The 19,839-nt window shown below is 64.3% G+C and carries 17 protein-coding genes; 7 read left to right on the forward strand and 10 right to left on the reverse strand.

What is annotated here, in order from left to right:
* The first annotated feature begins 64 nt into the window (after positions 1-64).
* On the forward strand, positions 65-1,471 hold the full coding sequence (locus tag EXZ48_RS00895) for an aldehyde dehydrogenase family protein (protein WP_130514030.1): 1,407 nt from the start codon (positions 65-67) through the stop codon (positions 1,469-1,471).
* A 28-nt stretch (positions 1,472-1,499) separates the two neighbouring features.
* Positions 1,500-3,479, forward strand: coding sequence for a tyramine oxidase (locus tag EXZ48_RS00900; RefSeq protein ID WP_207900346.1), 1,980 nt, complete (start codon positions 1,500-1,502; stop codon positions 3,477-3,479).
* A 144-nt stretch (positions 3,480-3,623) separates the two neighbouring features.
* On the opposite strand, the gene EXZ48_RS00905 is transcribed toward EXZ48_RS00900, so the two are convergent.
* Both EXZ48_RS00905 and EXZ48_RS00910 read right to left on the reverse strand, forming a co-directional pair.
* A complete protein-coding gene (locus tag EXZ48_RS00905) occupies positions 3,624-5,000 on the reverse strand; it encodes an FAD-containing oxidoreductase (protein WP_130514031.1) in 1,377 nt (458 codons plus the stop codon).
* On the reverse strand, positions 4,997-5,464 hold the full coding sequence (locus EXZ48_RS00910) for a DUF4126 domain-containing protein (RefSeq protein ID WP_130514032.1): 468 nt from the start codon (positions 5,462-5,464) through the stop codon (positions 4,997-4,999). Before EXZ48_RS00910 ends, EXZ48_RS00905 begins: the two co-directional genes overlap by 4 nt.
* Positions 5,465-5,787: 323 nt before the next feature.
* Between EXZ48_RS00910 and EXZ48_RS00915 the strand changes: the two genes are divergently transcribed.
* The 4 genes from EXZ48_RS00915 to EXZ48_RS00930 are packed head-to-tail and all read left to right on the forward strand — an operon-like array spanning position 5,788 to position 9,587.
* Entirely contained in the window at positions 5,788-6,699 is a 912-nt protein-coding gene (locus tag EXZ48_RS00915) for an ABC transporter substrate-binding protein (RefSeq protein WP_024271331.1), read from the forward strand.
* Between the two features lie 52 nt (positions 6,700-6,751).
* Positions 6,752-7,912 carry an ABC transporter permease gene (locus EXZ48_RS00920; RefSeq protein ID WP_130514033.1) on the forward strand — a complete coding sequence of 387 codons (1,161 nt, stop codon included), beginning with the start codon at positions 6,752-6,754 and terminating at the stop codon, positions 7,910-7,912.
* Positions 7,909-8,847, forward strand: coding sequence for an ABC transporter ATP-binding protein (locus EXZ48_RS00925; RefSeq protein ID WP_023514102.1), 939 nt, complete (start codon positions 7,909-7,911; stop codon positions 8,845-8,847). The genes EXZ48_RS00920 and EXZ48_RS00925 overlap by 4 nt, the downstream gene beginning before the upstream one ends.
* Complete coding sequence (locus EXZ48_RS00930; protein ID WP_023514101.1) at positions 8,844-9,587, forward strand: ABC transporter permease; 744 nt, start codon at positions 8,844-8,846, stop codon at positions 9,585-9,587. The genes EXZ48_RS00925 and EXZ48_RS00930 overlap by 4 nt, the downstream gene beginning before the upstream one ends.
* A 138-nt stretch (positions 9,588-9,725) precedes the next feature.
* On the opposite strand, the gene EXZ48_RS00935 is transcribed toward EXZ48_RS00930, so the two are convergent.
* The 8 genes from EXZ48_RS00935 to EXZ48_RS00970 form a co-directional block, all read right to left on the reverse strand.
* On the reverse strand, positions 9,726-10,046 hold the full coding sequence (locus EXZ48_RS00935; RefSeq protein WP_023514100.1) for a Dabb family protein: 321 nt from the start codon (positions 10,044-10,046) through the stop codon (positions 9,726-9,728).
* 9 nt (positions 10,047-10,055) lie between these two features.
* Positions 10,056-11,711: a GMC family oxidoreductase gene (locus EXZ48_RS00940; protein WP_130514034.1), complete on the reverse strand. Its 1,656-nt coding sequence runs from the start codon at positions 11,709-11,711 to the stop codon at positions 10,056-10,058.
* 171 nt (positions 11,712-11,882) lie between these two features.
* Complete coding sequence (locus EXZ48_RS00945; protein WP_130514035.1) at positions 11,883-12,662, reverse strand: 3-ketoacyl-ACP reductase; 780 nt, start codon at positions 12,660-12,662, stop codon at positions 11,883-11,885.
* Positions 12,659-14,167, reverse strand: coding sequence for a GMC oxidoreductase (locus EXZ48_RS00950; protein WP_130514036.1), 1,509 nt, complete (start codon positions 14,165-14,167; stop codon positions 12,659-12,661). Before EXZ48_RS00950 ends, EXZ48_RS00945 begins: the two co-directional genes overlap by 4 nt.
* 9 nt (positions 14,168-14,176) lie before the next feature.
* The gene (locus EXZ48_RS00955; protein WP_130514037.1) at positions 14,177-15,292 is read right to left on the reverse strand and encodes an ABC transporter ATP-binding protein; all 1,116 of its coding nucleotides are present in this window, start codon (positions 15,290-15,292) and stop codon (positions 14,177-14,179) included.
* A 4-nt stretch (positions 15,293-15,296) separates the two neighbouring features.
* Positions 15,297-16,178, reverse strand: coding sequence for a carbohydrate ABC transporter permease (locus tag EXZ48_RS00960; protein WP_130514038.1), 882 nt, complete (start codon positions 16,176-16,178; stop codon positions 15,297-15,299).
* A complete protein-coding gene (locus EXZ48_RS00965; protein WP_130514039.1) occupies positions 16,175-17,056 on the reverse strand; it encodes a carbohydrate ABC transporter permease in 882 nt (293 codons plus the stop codon). The genes EXZ48_RS00960 and EXZ48_RS00965 overlap by 4 nt, the downstream gene beginning before the upstream one ends.
* 167 nt (positions 17,057-17,223) lie before the next feature.
* Positions 17,224-18,474, reverse strand: coding sequence for an ABC transporter substrate-binding protein (locus EXZ48_RS00970; RefSeq protein WP_130514040.1), 1,251 nt, complete (start codon positions 18,472-18,474; stop codon positions 17,224-17,226).
* A gap of 306 nt (positions 18,475-18,780) precedes the next feature.
* Between EXZ48_RS00970 and EXZ48_RS00975 the strand changes: the two genes are divergently transcribed.
* Positions 18,781-19,833, forward strand: a complete 1,053-nt coding sequence (locus EXZ48_RS00975) for a LacI family transcriptional regulator (RefSeq protein ID WP_023516645.1) — start codon at positions 18,781-18,783, stop codon at positions 19,831-19,833.
* The last annotated feature ends 6 nt before the right edge of the window (positions 19,834-19,839 follow it).

A 19,839-nucleotide genomic window follows, 5' to 3' on the forward strand; every position in this document is an offset into this window, starting at 1 on the left:
TCTCTAATCTCTGCCACCATATGTGCCCGCCGGAGGAGGCGGGCCGCTCATGGAGGAGGCGGATATGATGGAATTCAAGGCTACCATCGGCGGCAAGCCGGCGCCCGTCGGCGTGGACTTCGCCGTTCTCAACCCGGCGACGGGCCAGGAGGTCGGCCGCGCGCCGAACATGGGTGGGGCGGAGCTGGATGCGGCCGTCTCGGTCGCCAAGGCGGCGTTCGTCTCATGGTCGGCGCAGAGCGATGCGGCCCTGCAGGCCGCCTGCGCGGCGGTGACGGCCAAGATCGAGGAACATGCCGGCGAACTCGCCGAGATCATCACGCCGGAGCAGGGCAAGCCGCTCAACGGTCTCGGCTCGCGCTGGGAGGTCGGCGGCGCGGTCGCCTGGGCGGGGTACACGACCGGGCTTTCGCTGCCGGTGCGCGTACTGCAGGACAACGAGCAGGGCCGGGTGGAGCTCACCCGCAAGCCGCTCGGCGTTGTCGGCTCCATCACGCCGTGGAATTTTCCGGTCATGATCGCCGTCTGGCACATCCTTCCGGCGCTGCGCACGGGCAATACCGTCGTCGTCAAGCCCTCGCCCTATACCCCGCTTTCCACCCTGCGGCTGGTCGAGATCATGAATGAGGTGCTGCCGCCGGGCGTCGTCAACGTGGTGACGGGTGACGACCAGGCCTTCAATCTCGGCGCAGCCATGTCGGCGCATCCGGACATCCGCAAGATCGTTTTCACCGGCTCCTGCGCCACCGGCCAGCGGGTCATGCAGTCCGCTGCCGAGACGATGAAGCGCCTGACGCTGGAACTTGGCGGCAACGACGCCGGTATCGTCCTGCCCGATGCGGACCCGGTGTCGATTGCCGAAGGCCTCTTCTGGGGCGCCTTCATCAACAACGGCCAAACCTGCGCGGCGATGAAGCGGCTCTATGTGCACGACACCATCCACGATGCGGTCTGCGAGGCGCTGGTCGCCTATGCGCGAGGCATCAAGGTCGGCGACGGCATGGAGGAGGCGAGTATCCTCGGCCCCATCCAGAATCGCATGCAGTTCGACAAGGTCTCGCGCCTCGTCGCGGATGCGAAGGGGCGAGGCAAGGTGCTGCTCGGGGGAGAGCCGGGCGAGGGCCTGTTTTTCCCGCCGACCCTCATCGCAGGCCTTCGCAACGGCGATGCGCTGGTCGACGAGGAGCAGTTCGGGCCGGCTTTGCCGATCATCCGCTATTCCGACGTCGAAGAGGCGATCCGGCTCGCCAACGATAGCCCGAACGGTCTCGGCGGCTCGGTCTGGTCGTCGGATGTCGCGGCCGCCAAGAAGGTTGCGAGCCGGCTCGCCTGCGGCTCCGTCTGGATCAACAAACACGGTGCCATCCAGCCGAATGTGCCCTTCGGCGGCGTGAAAGCCTCGGGCATCGGTGTCGAGTTCGCCGAGGAAGGGCTTGCCGAATACACCGATATCCAGGTGGTCTTTGCCTGAGAGAAACAAACGAAAAGAGGGAACGATCATGAAACTGACGAAACATCTCGCCACGACGGCCCTTGCGTTCGGCCTTGCCGCCGGGGCGGCAGCCGCCCATCCGCTCGACGGGCTGACGGCCGAGGAATACCAGAAGATCAACCAGATCCTGCGCGAGCAGAAGGTGGCGGATGACAATACGCTCTATCCGCTGATCGAACTGAAGGAGCCGGCCAAGGCCGAGGTGCTGGCCTGGAAGGAAGGCGTGGCGCTCGACCGCAAGGCGACGGTCTATTTCACCAGCGCCGACGGGTTCAATGAGGCGGTCGTCAACATCTCGAAGGGCACGGTCGAGAGCAACGGCAAGACAGCAGGCCAGCCGATGGTGCTGTTCACCGAGTTCATGAACGCGCTGGAAGGCGCGCTCGGCCATCCGGACATGATCGCAGGCCTTGTCAAGCGGGGCCTCAAGCCGGAGCAGGCCTTCTGCCTGCCGCTGACGGGCGGCAACTTCTTCACCGAGGAATACAAGAACTCCCGCCTGATGAAGGTGCCGTGCTACCAGGTGCCGGAAGGCTCGAACTTCTATGCGAAGCCGATCGAAGGGCTCTTCGCCATCTACGACATCGGCAAGAAAGAGGTGCAGCGCGTCATCGACACCGGTGTCGTGGAACAGGCGCCGAAGGACAGCTGGGGCTACACGGAGGAGGAGGTCGCCAAGCGCCTGCCGCTCCGCCCGGAAATGAAGCCCGTCACGCTCGTGCAGGAAGGCGGTCCGAACTACAAGATCGATGGCAGTCACCTCGAATGGGATATCTGGCGCTTCAACTTCCGCGTCGACAAGCGCCCGGGCCTCGTTCTCTCCAATCTCGATGTCAACGACGACGGCACCTGGCGCTCGGTCATCTACCAGGCGCACCTTTCCGAGGTTTTCGTGCCCTACATGGATCCGACGGAGGGCTGGTACTGGCGCACCTACATGGACAGCGGGGAATATGGTTTCGGCCTCTTCCTCAGCCCGCTGCGCGCCGGTATCGACTGCCCGTCGCACGCTACTTTCCTGCCGGCGACGATCGCCGACGACAAGGGCGCGCCGCTCGTCATTCCGGATGCGATCTGCGTCTTCGAGCGCAACATCGGCGATCCGGCCTGGCGCCATTTCGAGGTTTTCGCGCAGACGCCGGAAAACCCGGTGCCGGCGGAAGGCCGTCCGGCGACGGAACTTGTCGTGCGCACGGCCTCCGAGGTCGGTAACTACGACTATCTCATCGATTATCGCCTGCAGCAGAACGGCCAGGTCAACATCTATGTCGGCGCGACGGGTCTCGATGCGGTGAAGGGCGTTGCCGCGACCTCCATGAAGGACCCGACGGCGAAGGCGGACACCGCCTATGGTACGCTGATCGCGCCGAATCTCGTTGCCGCCAACCATGACCACTACTTCAACTTCCGCATCGATTTCGACGTCGACCAGCCGGTGAACCATTTCTCGACCATGGACATCGTGCCGGCCAAGCTGGATGCGTCGAGCCCGCGCAAGTCGATGTGGACGGTCGAGCACAATATGCCGAAGACCGAAATGGAGGCGCGCTACAAGCTCTCGGCCATGCAGCCGCGCTACTTCCACATCTCCAACCCGTCGCGCGAAGGGTATCTCGGCCATGAGCCCGGCTGGATGATCCATCACGGCAGTGTCGCCTATGGTCCCTACGACTATGCCAACGACCCGCCGATGAAGCGCAACGCCTATATCGAATACTCGGTCTGGAACACGGTCTACGACCCGGAACAGCGCTATGCCGGCGGCAAGTTCGCCATGCAGAGCGATGGCTCGGACACGCTCGCCGAATGGGTCAAGAAGGACCAGAACCTGATGGGCAAGGACATCGTCACCTGGTTCTCCGCCGGCTTCCATCACATTCCGCGCATGGAAGACTGGCCGGTCATGTCGACGGAGTGGAAGACCGTGCACATCATGCCGCACAACTTCTTCGCCCATAATCCGGCACTGACGTTGCGCAAGAAGTAAGGACCGATGCCGGCGGGCGATGCCCCTCATCCGCCTGCCGGCACCTTCTCCCCGCTTGCGGGGAGAAGGTGAATGCCGCGCCGGTTTCCCGCGACAGCGGCGTTGTCTGGGAGGCAGCGGGATGAGGGGCGCTCTCCGCCTCTTTCACTCCACCGGTCGCATGTCCCCGAAAACCGTCGGGATCAGCTCCGAGACGGTCGGGTGGATGTGCACGGCATGGGTGATGGCTGTATAGGGCTTGCTGGCATACATCACGTCGAGAATGCTCTGCACCGCCTCGTCGCCGCCGGTGCCAAGGATGGAGGCACCGAGGATTTCCTTCGTTTCGGCATCGGCGATCACCTTCATGAAGCCGAGGGTCTCGCCCTTTTCCTTGGCGCGGCCGACGCGGGTCATCGGCCGCGTGCCGATCAGCAGCTTACGGCCGGTCTTGCGTGCTTCCGTCTCACTCATGCCGGCGCGGCCGAGCGGCGGGTCGATGTAGAGCGCATAGGTCTGGATGCGGTCGCTCACCTTGCGCGGTTCGTTGTCGAGGAGGTTTGCCGCGACGATCTCGAAGTCGTTGTAGGCGGTGTGGGTGAAGGCGCCGCGGCCGTTGCAGTCGCCCATCGCGAAGATGCCGTGCGCACTGGTTTCCAATCGCTCGTCGACGGTGATGTAGCCGCGTTTGTCCGCCGCCACGCCCGCCTTGTCGAGGCCGAGGTCGTCCGTGTTCGGCCGCCTGCCGGTGGCGAGGAGGATATGGGAGCCCAGGATCTCAGGGGTGCCTGCCGTACAATCGACGCCGGCCCCGACGCTGTCGCCGGTTTTGAAGAAGCGGATGCACTCCGCCCCCGTGCGGATGGCGATGCCCTCGCGTTCGAGGATGTCGCGCACGGCGGCGCTGATATCCTCGTCCTCCCGGGCGATCAGCCGCGGCCCCTTCTCGATGACCGTCACGTCCGAGCCGAAGCGGCGGAACATCTGGGCGAATTCCAGCCCGATATAGCTGCCGCCGACGACGATGAGGTGTTTCGGCACCTCGCCGAGCTCCATCATCGAGACATTGTCGAGATAGGGCACGTCCCGGATACCGGGGAAGTCGGGTACGACAGCCCGTCCGCCGACATTGAGGAAGATCTGTCCGGCGGACAGTAACTCCTCGCCGACGCGAATCTCCGTCGGGCTTTCGAAACGCGCGTGGCCGCGGACGAAGGTGAGGCCCTGCATGCCCGCCAGCCAGTCCTCGTTGCCCTTGCGGGCGTCGAAGCGCACCTTGTCCTTGCGGGCCATCACCCGGGCGAAGTCGATGGAGACCTTGCCCGTCACCACGCCGTAATCAGCGCCGCGGCGGGCGAGGTGGGCGGCATAGGCGCTGGCGACCATGGCCTTGGTCGGCATGCAGCCGGTGTTGACGCAGGTGCCGCCCACCAGCTTGCGCTCGATGAGCGCGACCTTCTTGCCAGCGGCTGTCAGCCGGCCGGCGAGCGACGGACCGGCTTGCCCGGCGCCGATGATGATGGCGTCGAACGTGCGCATCAGGCGACCGATGAGACGACAAAGAGGCTGAGCAGCACGGCGACGGCGTCTTCCAGCAGCGCGATGGGAAGGTCCTTGCCGCCGGTTGCTGCGACGAGACGCTTGCGGGCTTCATAGCCGCCGAGCGTGCCGATGATCGCGCCGAGGACGCCGGCGACGAGCCCGCCGATCATCGATCCGCCAACGGTGCCAAGGGCTGCGCCGCAGAAGCCGCCACTGACGATGCGCGCGCCGAACTGCTGCGGCACCTTGCGGCTCGGTGTGCCCGGCAACTGGTCGGTGACAAATTCGACGACGGCGAGGGCGCCGAAAATGTAGGGCGTGAAACGATAGGCCAGAAAGCCGGCCCAGGTGCCGGAGACGGGAAGCCAGCCGAGCGCGGCCCCGATGCTGACGGCGGCCGGCGCCGTCATTGCACGCAGCCCCGCCACGATACCGATCAGCAATGCAAGAATGTAAATGCTCATTGTCCCTCACAGATCTGCGCCGGACATCGGCCCGGGATGGTTTCCCGGCAAGGGTGAAATGCAGTATCGGAAAATGAGGCGGGCCAAGGGAAGAGTGTCGGATGCGACCGGGAATTGCAATGCGTTTCTGTTGCAAAAGGCTGTCGCTTCGCGCAATCTTGAAAGCGCTTTGAGCGCGGCAACAAACGGCATGTCCCGCCGGTGTTGCGCAGTCTATTTTTCGCGATTGTCTGCCATATATGAAATGCTTTGCCGGGACTGGCTTTCCCAAACGTGGTGAAAATGCCGCCATGGCTTCCCGCACAGAACGAAAGGGTTATCTCATGCGTCCAGTCGTCAAATTCCTCGGAGCAGCTCTGGCCCTCGGGCTTGCAACCGGCGCTGCTCAGGCCCAGGTCGTCGTCTCCTCGAAGATCGACACCGAAGGCGGCGTGCTTGGCAACATCATCCTCTCGGTGCTGAATGCCAACGGCATTGAGACGACGGACCGTGTGCAGCTCGGCGCGACGCCGGTCGTGCGCCAGGCGATCATCGCGGGCGAGATCGACATCTATCCGGAATATACCGGTAACGCCGCCTTCTTCTTCGAAAAGGCCGAGGATCCGGCCTGGAAGGATGCGGCCAAGGCCTATGAGCTGGCCAAGACGCTTGATTTCGATGCCAACAAGATCGTCTGGCTGACGCCGTCCCCGGCCAACAACACCTGGGCGATCGCCCTGCGCAAGGATGTCGCCGAGCCGAACAAACTGGTGACGCTGAGCGATTTCGGCAAATATGTCGCTGGTGGCGGTGAGGTCGTGCTTGCGGCTTCCTCTGAATTCGTGAACTCGGCCGCGGCGCTGCCGGCTTTCCAGACGACCTACAGCTTCACCCTGAAGCCGGAACAGCTCATCACGCTTTCCGGCGGCGATACGGCCGCGACGATCGCGGCCGCCGCCAACCAGACGAACGGTGCAAATGCCGCCATGGTCTATGGCACGGACGGCGGCATCGCGCCGTCGGGCCTTGTGGTTCTTGCGGACGACAAGGGCGTGCAGCCGGTCTACCAGCCGGCGCCGATCATCCGCGAGGCGGTGCTGAAGGCCAATCCGCAGATCGAGGAAATCCTGAAGCCCGTCTTCGAAAAGCTCGATCTCGTCACGCTGCAGGATCTCAATGGCCGCGTCCAGGTTGGCGGTGAGCCGGCCAAGGCCGTTGCCGAGGACTTCCTGAAGAAGAACGGCTTCATCAAGTAAGGCGCGTTTGTCCTCCGCTCTCAAAGCGGAGGACCTCCCTCGAAAGGTGTTCATGACGTTCCGGATCGACAAGCTCGGCGTGGTGATCGCCGCATTGCTGGCCTATGGCGCCTTTCTGGCGCCCTTCGCCAGTTTCCGGGCCAACCGCATCGTGCCCGGCGAGGCAAAGGGCATTCTGGAGGCGCTTCCCGAGGCACTCGGTGTGACGCTGCTCGGTTTTGTCGCCAGTGCGATCGTTGTCGTCGCGCTGAAGACGCCGACGGTCTTCCGGCTGCTGCTGGGACTTGCCGCCCTGCTGGTGCTCGCCATCCTCGTCGGCCTTTCCGCCGGTCATCTCACGCCGCCGGAAAACACCTATGCCCGCGTCTCGCCGGCCTCCGGCTTCTGGCTGCTGAGCTTTGCCTTTGCGCTTTTGACGGCCGATGCGCTGGCCCGGCTCCGGCTGTCGCCGCTCGCCCGGGTGGCGCTGCTTGCTGCCGTCGCCGCGGCTGCCGCGGGACTTCTGATTTCAGGCGTATGGGACGGGCTGTCGATCCTCAAGGAATATGGCAGCCGGGCCGACAGCTTCTGGCTGGAGGCGGGCCGCCATGTTGTCCTGGCGCTCGGCTCGCTCGTCGCGGCAACGCTCGTCGGTCTGCCGCTCGGCATTCTCTGCCACCGGGTGGAGGCGTTGCGCGCCGGCGTTCTCAACGTGCTCAACATCATCCAGACGATTCCCTCGATCGCGCTTTTCGGTCTTCTGATCGCGCCGCTGGGTTGGGTCGCCCTTCATGTGCCGGGGGCAGCGGCGCTCGGCATTCGCGGCATCGGGGCCGCGCCGGCCTTCATCGCGCTCTTCCTTTATTCACTGCTGCCGGTCGTTGCCAACACGGTGGTCGGGCTTGCCGGCGTGCCGCGTGACGCGAACGATGCCGCCCGCGGCATCGGTATGACGGACGGCCAGCGCCTCTTCCGCATCGAGCTGCCGCTCGCCTTCCCGGTCATCCTGACCGGCATCCGCATCGTTCTGGTGCAGAATATCGGTCTTGCGACCATCGCGGCGCTCATCGGCGGGGGCGGCTTCGGCGTCTTCGTCTTCCAGGGGATCGGCCAGACGGCGATGGATCTCGTGCTGCTCGGCGCGGTGCCGACCGTGGCCCTCGCCTTCGCCGCGGCGATCGTCCTCGACGCCGCAACGGAACTTTCCAGCAGACAATTCGGCAGGACCGCATGATCGAGATCGACAGCATCACCAAGCGCTATGGCGAAACCGCGGTCGTCGACAATGTTTCCATGACGATAGCGCCGCATACGATCACCGTCATCGTCGGCACATCCGGTTCCGGCAAGACGACGCTGATGCGCATGATCAACCGTCTCGTCGAGCCGACCTCCGGCACGATCCTGATCGACGGCGCCGACAACCGCTCCATTCCCGGCCACGAGTTGCGCCGCCGCATCGGCTACGCCATCCAGGGGCACGGCCTCTTCCCGCACCGCACCGTTGCGGAGAACATCGCCACGGTGCCGACCCTGCTCGGCTGGGAGAAACCGCGCATCGCGGCGAAGGTGAAGGAACTGCTGTCGCTGTTCCAGCTCGATCCCGCCGCCTTCGGCCCGCGTTATCCGCATGAACTGTCCGGCGGCCAGCAGCAGCGCGTCGGCGTCGCCCGGGCGCTCGCCGCCGAGCCGAACATCCTCCTGATGGACGAGCCGTTTGGCGCGCTCGACCCCGTTATCCGGGCCAAGGCGCAGGATGATCTCTTGGCGATCCAGAAGCATTTCGGCACGACCATCGTGCTTGTCACCCACGATATGGAGGAAGCCTTCCATCTCGCCGACCGCATTGCCGTCATGGACAAGGGCAGGATCGCGCAATATGCGGCGCCGGAGGAGATGCTGGTGAACCCGGCGACGGAATTTGTCGAGACGTTGATCGGCGCCGACGAGCGGCCATTCCGGCTCCTGTCGATCGGGGCTGTCGCAGACGCGGCCGAGGCCGGCGAGGCGGAGGGCGAGCCGATTTCCGCTGCAGCCAGCCAGCGCGACGCGCTGTCTGCCCTGCTCTGGTCCGGTCGACCGGCCCTGCCGGTCGTTGGCGCTGATGGTGTCCGGCTTGGCCGCGTCACACTTGCCGGCCTTGCCCGCCGTGCGGCGAGGCCGCAATGAAGGGGTATCTTCCCAATCTCCTGCGGCTGGCGGCGCTTGTCGTTCTCATCGCCTTTCTCGTGCATCCGCTGCTTTTCGATCCGTTGCTGAAGCCGCTGGTGCAGACCAATGCGCCGGCCATCTACAATCAGGGCAGCCTGCTGTCGCTGACGCTGTCGCACCTCGCCACGGTCTTCATCGCGACGCTTGCCGCGACCGTCGTTGCCGTTGGGCTTGCCATCCTCGTCACAAGGCCGATCGGCGCGGAATTCCTGCCCCTGTCGCGCAGCCTCGTGAATATCGGCCAGACCTTCCCGCCCGTCGCCGTGCTGGCGCTCGCCGTGCCTGCCGTTGGCTTTGGGGAAAAACCGACGCTGATCGCGCTCTTTCTTTACGGCCTGTTGCCGATCTTCGAAAATGCCATGACCGGCCTTTCGACCCTGCCACCCGCCATCATGGAGGCGGCGCGCGGTACGGGTATGACCGCCTGGCAACGTCTCACCCGGGTTGAGCTACCGCTGGCACTGCCGGTCATCCTCGCTGGCATCCGCCTTTCCGTCGTCATCAGCCTCGCCACCGCGACCATCGGCTCCACGGTCGCGGCGAAGACGCTCGGCGAGGTCATTATCGCTGGGCTGCAATCCAACAACCTTGCCTTCGTGCTGCAGGGTGGTCTCGTCGTCGCCGTGCTGGCGGTGCTGATCTACGATGCCTTTTCGGCCATCGAACGTGTGCTGTCGCGCCGGGCGGGGCGCGCCTGACGCAAGGCCGGCAAAGGTAGGAGGACGCGCCGACAGGATCGTGCGGTGCGGCGCCATCTGTTAAGCTGGCTCCCCGCGATTCAGCTGACGGATTTCTCACATCCATCGCAGAACGTGGCACAGGCGGGCAGAAACGCCCTAGCGATCGCCGGTTTCGAGATCGTAGACGAGGATACCCTTGATGCCGCCTTCCGCCGCCGCGACGAGGCGGGCGCCGGTCTCCTTGTGCTCCGTGTCTTCCAGATAGGCATCGCGGGAAAAACTGTCGGCGAAGTCGACGATGAAACCATCGGCAAAGCCCTTGTCCATGCCCTCTTCCGGGCTGACATTCGTGCCGATATGCACGGCGAGCATGCCCGGCAGGCGGTCCTTCAGGGCGTCGATCTCGTTGAAGAGTTCGGCCTTGTAGGCGGCTGATATCGTCGGCTTGAAGTGGATGAAAACGCAGTGGCGGATCATGGCTGCCCCCTATCGGATGTTGCTGCGGGCGCGCGGGCGCGCGTCGTTGCGTTCATATTGAAAAACCTGGGCCGGCAGCGCCGGCAGGCCGCGGATGATGTCGGCGCCCTTCTCCCCCACCATGATCGTCGGCGCATTGGTGTTGCAGGAGGGAACGCGCGGCATGACGGAACTGTCGCAGACGCGCAGACCTTCAAGACCATGCACCTTCAAATCGAGCCCGACGACGGCATCCGCGCCCGTGCCCATCTTGCAGGTGCCGACGGGGTGGTGGTCCGTCTTGGCATGGGCGCAGCCGTAGTTGAAGAGGTCCTCGTCGGTCACGACCTTCGGCCCCGGCAGGCGCTCGGCCATCACATAGGGTTTCAGCGCGGCCTGCTGCATGATCTCGCGGGCGATCTTCAGCCCCTCGATCGACATTTTCCGGTCATGCGGATCGTCCCAGTAGTTCGGGTCGATCAGCGGCGCGGCCGAGGGGTCGGCGGCGGCAAGACGCACCGTGCCCTTGGAGCGGGGATGCAGATAGGCTGAATTCAGCGTCACGCCGGCATTCTTCAGCCTCTCGACGCCTGCCTCGATGCCGGAGCCGAGGCCGAGGTGGAACTGGATGTCCGGCGAGCGCGCATCGGGATCGGCATACCAGAAACCGCCCGTCTCGAAGAGCGAGGAGGCGACGGGGCCGGAGCGGAAGAGCACATATTGCAGGCCGGCCCAGAGCGTGCGGTGCAGCTTCGCGACGCCGTCATAGGTGTGGTCTCCGGTGCATTCGGAGATGACGAAGAGGTCGAGATGGTCCTGCAGGTTCGAACCGACGCCCGGCAGGTCGTGCTTGACCTCGACACCGACGGATTTCAGGTGATCCGCTGGGCCGATGCCGGATTGCTGGAGCAGTTTCGGTGAGCCGATGGCGCCGGAGGAGACCAGCACCTCGCGCTCCGCCCGGATCGTCTCGACACCGCTTGCCGTCACCACCTCGACGCCGACCGCGTGGGACCCTTCCAGCACGATGCGGGCGACGCGGGCGCCGGTGCGGATGGTGAGGTTTTTCCGATCCTTGATCGGCGAGAGATAGGAGAGCGAGGCGGAGGAGCGGCGACGGTTCCTTTGTGTCAACTGGTAGAAGCCGACGCCGGCCTGCTGGCGGCCGTTGAAATCGTGGTTGTAGGGAATGCCGAGTTCCTGGCCGGCGCGGATATAGGCGTCGCAGATCGGCAGCGCCGAGACCGGCATGGAGACGCCGAGCGGGCCGCCATAGGAATGGTAGTCGTCGGCAAAACGCTGGTTGTCCTCGGCGCGCTTGAAATAGGGCAGGATTTCCCGGTAGCTCCAGCCCTCGCAGCCGTCTTCGTTTGCCCAGAGGTCGTAATCGGCCGCATTGCCGCGGGTATAGAGCTGGGCGTTGATCGAGGAGCCGCCGCCGATGACCTTCGCCTGCGTGTATCGCAGCACCCGGCCCTTCATGTGTTTTTGCGGCACGGTCTCCCAGCCCCAGCTTGCGACGCCCTTGGTCATCTTGGCGAAACCGGCGGGCATGTGGAACAGCGGGTTCCAGTCGCCGCCGCCGGCTTCCAGCAGCAGCACGCGCACGCCCGGGTCTTCCGAAAGCCGGTTCGCCAGCACGCAGCCGGCCGGTCCCGCGCCGGTGATGATGTAATCGTAGGTCATGCCTTGGTCCTCAGAATGGTTCGGTGCCGCTACGGGTGGAGTTGCCCCTCATCCGCCTGCCGGCACCTTCTCCCTAGCCAAGCGGGGAGAAGGGATATGCCGTGCCCTCTCGTCTCCCTCGCCCCGCTTGGGGGAAAGGGCGGGGTGAGAGGCAACCCCGCGCGGTGACGTTCACAGCCGGCCGATCGAGAGCCCGCCGTCGAGATTGATCACCGAGCCGGTGGCGAAGGCGAATTTTCCGGTCGCCAGCGCTGTGGCGACGGCGCCGATGTCTTCGGGCTCGCCCCAGCGCTTCATAGGCACGAGGCCGCCCGCGATAAGGGTGTCGTATTTCGCCGAAACGCCGACCGTCATGTCGGAGCGGATGATGCCGGGGCGGATCTCGAAGACGGAAATGCCGGTTTCCGCCAGCCGCAGCGCCAGCCCCTGGCTGAAGGCGGCAAGACCCGCCTTGGTCATGCAATAGTCGAGCCGTTCGGGCGAGGTGAGGTCGGCGGAGACGGAGGTGATGTTGATGATCGCGCGCGGGCCGGCGGCCTGTTTGGAGTACAGCATCGCCTTCAGCACGGCCTGGGTGAAGAACACGGTGCCGCGCAGGTTGGTGGCGACGATCGTGTCGAAATGTTCGGGGGCGAGGTTGAGGAAATCGCCGCGCACGACCGAGGCGATGCCGGCATTGTTGACAAGGCAGCCGATGGCGCCGAGTTGATCTTCTATGGCCGAGACTGTGGCCGCGTGGCCTGAGAGATCGGCAAGGTCTGCCTTGAGATAAACGGCCTTTGCGCCGAGGGCGGAAAAATCGGCGAGCATGGCGTCGGTCGCGGCATCGCTATCCCCGATGCCTGTTATGGCGATGTCGAAACCGTCGGCCGCGAGCGCCCTGGCGATGCCGAGGCCGATGCCGCGGCGGCCGCCGGTGACGATGGCGACGGGACGTGCTGAGGTCGTCATGCGGCAAGATCCCTCGATTGGATGTGATCGGCGACGCGCAGCGCCTGGGCGGCGACGGACAGGGCCGGGTTCACCGCGGCGGATGTCGGAAGATAGGAGGCGTCGACCACGAAGAGGTTCGGATGGTCATGGGCGCGGCACCAGATGTCGAGCGGCGCGGTCGCCGGATCGTTGCCGATGCGCACGGTGCCGCATTGGTGCGAGGGCGTGCGCTTGTCGAAGGCGCGGGCGAGCACGATCGGGAAGCCGGCCTTTTTCAGGGCGGTTTTCAGCTTGGTCACGAGATCGAGATGGGCCTGCCAGTTGGTGCGTGTCCATTTCATGACGATCCGGTCGCGGTCGACCGTGATGCGGCTTTCGGGATGCGGCAGGTCCTCGCTCATGGCGTAGAAATCGATGGCGCGGGCCGCCACCTGTTCCAGCAGCCATTCCGGCACGGAGGGCATGTTGGCCTTCAGGATCTTTCCCGAGACGCGGCCGAGGAGCTGTACATTGCCGAGCGGCGGGCCGCCGTTGCCGTCCGAGAGATAGTAGTCGTTGAAACCAAAGCTCTTCTGGTAGACGGAGGTGTTCCTGTAGAACGGCGAGAGGCCGATCACGGCGCTCGAATTGTGGTTCATGAAGTTGCGGCCGACCTGGTCGGATGTGTTGGCGAGCCCCTTCGGGAAGGCTTCGGAGGCCGAGCGCAGCAAAAGCACCGCGGATTGCACCGCGCCAGCCGAGAGGATGACCAGTCTTGGCGAAACGCTCTCCGCCTCATCGCCGCGCTGATAGTGCACCGTGGATATGGTGCGGCCGTGCAGGGCGGTGGCGAGCCGCGTCACCCGGCAATTGGTGCGCAGTTCGACGTTCGGGTGTTTCAGCGCCTCGGCGAGCGCCGCGCTTTCGGCGTCCATCTTGCCGTCGTTGCTATTGGGGTGGGCATCCCAGGGCGTCTTCGCCTTGGCGAGCCAGCGGTCGATATCGACGCCGAGCGGCAGCGAATAGGGATGCAGGCCGTTCGCCTTCATCTTGGCGCGCACTTTTGCGATGGCGGGCTCGTCCGGCACCGGCGGGAAGGGGTAGGGTGCGGAATGGTGCGGCTCGGTCGGGTCGTCGCCGAGTGTGCCGCGGACATTGTAGAGTTTTTCCGCAGCCGAATACCACGGCTCCAGCGTCTCATAGGGGAAGGGCCAGGCGGGGGAGACGCCGTCGCGGTGGCGCATCTCCTCGAAATCCTCACGGCGGTAGCGCACCAGCACCGCACCGTAGAATTTCGAATTGCCGCCGACATTGTAGTAGTTGCCGGGGTTGAACGCGGTGCCGTCAGCCTCGTACCACATCTCCTTCGGGCGGAAATGGCCGCGCTGGAAGATGGCGCGCTGGTCGCGGTTTTCCGGGCGGTCGGGCAGGTGATCGCCCGCTTCGAGGATGACGATCCTAGCACCCGTCGGGGCAAGTGCGGCGGCCATGGTGGAGCCGCCGATGCCCGATCCGATGATGACGATGTCCGGCTGCGTGGTCATTGAAAAATCTCAGGCGATGCGAAGCTGGCTGGCGGGGTCGAAGAACACGGCCTTGTCGAGGTTGAAGGCGAGGCGCGCCGTCTGGCCGGCGGCGATGCGCACATCCGCGCGCAGGCGCGCGACGATCTCCTTGCCGCCGAGATGGGTGACGGCGAAGGTGTCGGCACCGGCGGGCTCGACCACTTCGATCAGGCAATCGCCTTCCGCGACGGTGCGGGCGTTGCGGTCCGCGCCATCCGGGTCGGTCAGCGCCTCCGGGCGGATGCCGAAGATCACGTCCTTGCCGTTATAGGCCGAAAGGCTGCCGGGGGCGTTGGGGACGGAGAGCACCAGCGGCTCCGCCTGATGGCGGGCGAGCGAGACGGCCATGCCCGAACCGTTGGTCTCGACCTTGGCCTTGAGCAGGTTCATGGCGGGCGATCCCATGAAATCGGCAACGAAGGTGTTGGCCGGGTTGTTGTAGATTTCCGCAGGCGAGCCGAACTGTTGGAGCACGCCGTCCTTCAGCACGGCGATCTTGGTGGCGAGCGTCATCGCCTCGATCTGGTCGTGCGTCACGTAGACGATGGTGGTCTTCATGCGCTGGTGCAGGCGCTTGATTTCCGTGCGCATGTCGACGCGCAGCTTGGCGTCGAGGTTCGACAGCGGCTCGTCGAACAGGAAGAGTTTCGGGTCGCGCACCAGCGCGCGGCCCATGGCGACGCGCTGGCGCTGGCCGCCGGAGAGCTGGCCGGGCTTGCGCTCCAGGAGATGGCCGATCTGCAGCATGTCGGCGACCTGCTTGATCGCCTTGTCGCGCTCCTCCTTCGGCACGCCGCGGATTTCCATGCCGAAGGCGATGTTGCCGGCGACCGTCATGTTCGGATAAAGCGCGTAGGACTGGAACACCATGGCGATGTCGCGCTTGGACGGGTGCAGGCCTGAAACCGAGCGGCCGTCGATGGCGATATCACCAGAGGTGATCGGTTCGAGCCCGGCGATCGTGTTGAGCAGCGTGGACTTGCCGCAGCCGGAGGGGCCGACGAGCACGAGGAAGCCGCCCTGTTCGATCTCGATATTGATATCCTTCAGGATTTCGAGCGAACCGTAGGATTTGCGCAGGCTGCTGATTTTCAAGAAAGACATGGCGTTATCCTTTCACGGCGCCGGACATCAGGCCGCGCACGAAGTACCGTCCGGAGACGATGTAGACGATGAGGGTGGGGAGCGCGGCGAGGATCGCGCCGGCAAAGTGCACGTTGTATTCCTTCACACCGGTCGAGGATTGGACGAGGTTGTTGAGCGCCACGGTCATCGGCGTCGTGGAAGCACCCGAGAAGGATGCGCCGAACAGGAAGTCGTTCCAGATATTGGTGAACTGCCAGATGACGGAGACGACGATGATCGGGCCGGAGGACGGCAGCAGGATGCGGTAAAAGATCTGGAAGAAGCTTGCGCCGTCGATCTGCGCCGCGCGCACCAGCTCGGTCGGGAAGTTTTCGTAATAGTTGCGGAAATAGAGTGTCGTGAAGCCGATGCCGTAGACGACATGGACGAGGATGAGACCCCAGAGCGAGCCGGCAAGCCCGAGCGCGCCCAGAATGCGCGCCATCGGGATCAGCACGATCTGGAACGGGATGAAGCAGGAGAGCAGCAGCAGGCCGAAGAAGACGTTCGAGCCCTTGAACTGCCACTTGGTCAAGACATAGCCGTTCAGCGCGCCGATGATGGTGGAGATGGCGACGGCCGGCACGACCATCAGGATCGAGTTGATGAAGAAGGGGCGAAGGCCGGTCGGCTGCACGCCGATCTGCGCGGTCGACCAGGCCTGCAGCCAGGGCTCGATGGTCCAGGCCTGCGGCAGGTTCAGCATGCCGCCCTGGCGGATTTCCTCCAGCGGCTTCAGCGAATTGACCAGCATTACGTAGAGCGGCAGCAGGTAGTAGACCGCAAAGAGGATGAGCGCGGAATAGATGAGGGCGCGCGTCAGCTTGTTGTGCGAGATGACGTTGTCGGGGTTTTGCGCGCTCATCGGCCTTTGCCTCCGCGGATTTCGGAATAGAGGTAGGGGATGATGATCGAGAAGATCATGACCAGCATGATGATCGCCGAGGATGCGCCGATGCCCATCTGGTTGCGGGTGAAGGTGTAGGAATACATGAAGGTCGCCGGCAGTTCGGTCGCCTGGCCGGGGCCGCCGCCCGTCAAGGCCACCACAAGATCGTATGCCTTGATGGCGAGGTGGGCGAGCACGACGAAGGCGGAGAGGAACACCGGGCGCATCAGCGGAATGATGATGCGGCGGTAGATGGTCGAGGTCGAGGCGCCGTCGATCTGCGCGGCCTTGATGATCTCGTTGTCGACGCCGCGAAGGCCGGCGAGGAACATCGCCATGACGAAGCCGGAGGATTGCCAGACGGCGGCGATCACCACGCAGTAGATCGCGTAGTTGCGGTCCTTGATCCAGCTGAAGACGAAGCTTTCCCAGCCCCAGAGGTGCATGGTGTTCTCAAGCCCGATGCCGGGATCGAGGAACCACTTCCAGGCGGTGCCCGTGACGATGAAGGAAAGCGCCATCGGGTAAAGATAGATCGGCCGCAAAATGCCTTCGGCGCGGATCTTCTGGTCGAGCAGGATGGCGAGGCCGAGGCCCAGCACCGAGCAGATGACGATGTAGAGTGAAGCGAAGATCGCCAGATTGGAGATCGCCCGCCACCAGTGCGGCAGCGCCCAGAGTTTGGAATAGTTGCTGAGCCCTACGAAATTGTAGGAGGGCAGCATCTTGCTGTCCGTCAGGGACAAAAAGCCCGTATAGGCGATGAAGCCGTAGACGAAGACGAGCACGATGAGGAAACTGGGGGCCAGCACGAGCTTCGGCAAAAGCTCCTGCAGCCGGCTTCGGCTATCCATGGTCGGTACCACCGTTGAAAATCGTGTTGGTGCGGTGGGGTCTTGCCCCTCATCCGCCTGCCGGCACCTTCTCCCCGCGAGCGGGGAGAAGGGATTCTGCCGTGCCCTCTCTGTCCCCTCTCCCCGCTTGCGGGGAGAGGGTTAGGGTGAGGGGCAGCGCCCTTGCCTTACTTCGCAGCCTCGACGGCGGCCTTCAGTTCCGTGACGGCTTCTTCCGATGACAGTTCACCGTTGAACTGGCGGGTCACGACGTCGTAGATGGCGTTCTTGACCGAGGCCGGGTTGGCGTGGCCGTGCGCCATGGAGCCGAACAGCGAGCCGTTGGTGTTGGCTTCCGCAAGGTCCTTGATCGCCTTCTTGCCGCAATCGTCGAAGGCTTCGTCGGAAACGTCCGTGCGGGCCGGGGCAGAGCCCTTGACCACGTTGAAGGCCGACTGGAAGACCGGGCTTTCGATGGCCGAGGCCATGGTCAACTGGGCCGGAACCTTGTCGTCGGCGACCTTGAACATCGCGAACTGGTCGGAGTTGAAGGTGACCGAACCCTGGGTACCCGGGAAGCGCATGCAGACGAAGTCCGTGCCCGGCTTCTTGCCGGCCTTGATGAATTCGCCCTTCGCCCAGTCGCCCATGAACTGCACGCCGGCCTTGCCTTCGATGACCATGGCGGACGCGAGGTTCCAGTCACGGCCCGAGAAGTTGTCGTCCACATAGGAGCGCAGCTTCGTCATGCGGTCGAAGGCTTCCTTCATCTGGGCGCCGCCCAGCGTTTCCGGATCGAGATCGATGAAGGCCTTCTTGTAGAAGTCGTTGCCGAAGGAGAGCACGACGGCGTCGAAGATCGTCGCGTCCTGCCACGGCTGGCCGCCATGGGCGACCGGCGTGATGCCCTGTTCCTTGAACTTGTCGAGCAGGGCGACGAGTTCATCCCAGTTCGTCGGCTCCTTGCCGCCGGCCTTGTCGAGCGCCGCCTTGTTAACCCACACCCAGTTGGTGGAGTGCACGTTGACGGGAGCAGCGATCCAGTGGCCGTCATACTTGGAGAACTGCTGCAGGGCGGTCGGGATCACCTTGTCCCAGCCTTCCTTGGCGGCGATCTCGTCCAGGTTACCGAGCGCGCCTTCCTTGGCCCAATCGAGAATGTCGAAGCCGAGCATCTGCACCGCGGTCGGCGCGTTGCCGGCCGTGACGCGGGCGCGCAGGACCGTCATGGCTTCCGTGCCGCCGCCGCCGGCGACCGGCATGTCGGTCCAGGAAATACCCTTGGATTCGAGATCCTTCTTCAAGACGTCGAGCGCGGCGGCTTCACCGCCCGAGGTCCACCAGTGCAGGACTTCCACGCCTTCGGCGGCCTTGGCGGACATGCCGCCCATCGTCATCATCACCGCGGCGATCGCGGTGGTTGTCAGAAACTTGCGCATCGTATTCCTCCCGTTTGCAAGTTCGAAGGGCGAGAGCCTCCTCCCGCCGATAGTTCATCTGCGGCTCAAAGCGCCGCTCCAATTTAAAACGTTGTAAATTTGCAGAGTCAAGCGTGTGGCGTGCATCCCCGGATATGCTTCTACAAATGCAGTAAATTGCGGCAACTCAGGTGGTTTCGGCAGTTCGAAGGACGTTGTGCGGCGCACTGAAATCGTTTTAAATTCTGTGCAGCGCAAGATTGCCGAAGGCGAGGTGCGTGGATATGGTGCCGCATATCGCCTGCTGCTATCTGAAGAACCGCACCCGTGTCCCGCATCGAAAAGCCCGCCGACAGTGATCCCGCCCGCTCCGCGCTTCGAACCGGCAAGCCGACGCTGAAGACGATTGCGGAAATGACGGGCCTTGCGGTCACCACGGTCTCCCGTGCCCTTGGCAACGCGCCGCAGATTTCCGAGACGACGCGCCGTCGCGTGCATGAGGTTGCCGCCGAAATCGGCTATCTGCCGGACCGCGCCGCTCAGCGTCTCAAGACCGGCCGTACCAATGTCGTGTCCGTTCTGCTCGATCCACACGAGGAGATCCTGGGCTTTGGCACGTCCATCATGCACGGTCTGGCGCGCGCCCTCCAGGGAACGCCCTACCACCTCATCGTCACGCCGAATTTCCTCGACGGCAGCAATGTCGAAGCGGTCAACTACATCATCCGCAACGGTATGGCCGACGGGCTGATCTTCTCGCGCACGGAACCCTTCGATCCGCGTGTACGGCTGCTTTTGGAAAACGGCTTTCCCTTCGTCACGCATGGCCGTACGGAGTTCTCCACGCCGCACGCCTTCGTCGACTACGACAATTTCGCCTTCGCCTATGCTGCCACCAGGCGGCTGATCGCCAAGGGCCGGCGCAAGGTGACGATCGTCCTGCCACCCCGGCGCCTCACCTTCTACCAGCATATGCTGCACGGTTTCATGACCGCTGTGCGAGAGGCCGGCGTTGCCTACGAGATCCCCGACGCGCTCGATCTCGACAGTCCCGCCGACATGATCCGCGACTATGTGCGCCGCCGCAGCACAGAGCCCGATCCACCGGATGGTTTCGCCTGTCCTGGCGAAGTCTCGGCGCTTGCCACGATCACCGGAATGAGCGACCGCGGCCTCTCGCTTGGCGGCGAATACGATATTGTTGCCAAGCAGACCTCGCGGCTGCTCAGCCAGATCCAGCCGAAGGTCGAGACGCTCTACGAAGACCTGACCTCGGCGGGAGAGGCAATGGGCCGACTGCTGCTGAAGCGGATCGGCGGTGAGCCGATCGAGGACCTCACCATCCTGCAGAGCCCGCAATTCAGCTTCCCGACGCCCTGAGCGGGC

It is taken from the genome of Shinella sp. JR1-6, assembly GCF_004284735.1.
Taxonomy (GTDB): domain Bacteria; phylum Pseudomonadota; class Alphaproteobacteria; order Rhizobiales; family Rhizobiaceae; genus Shinella.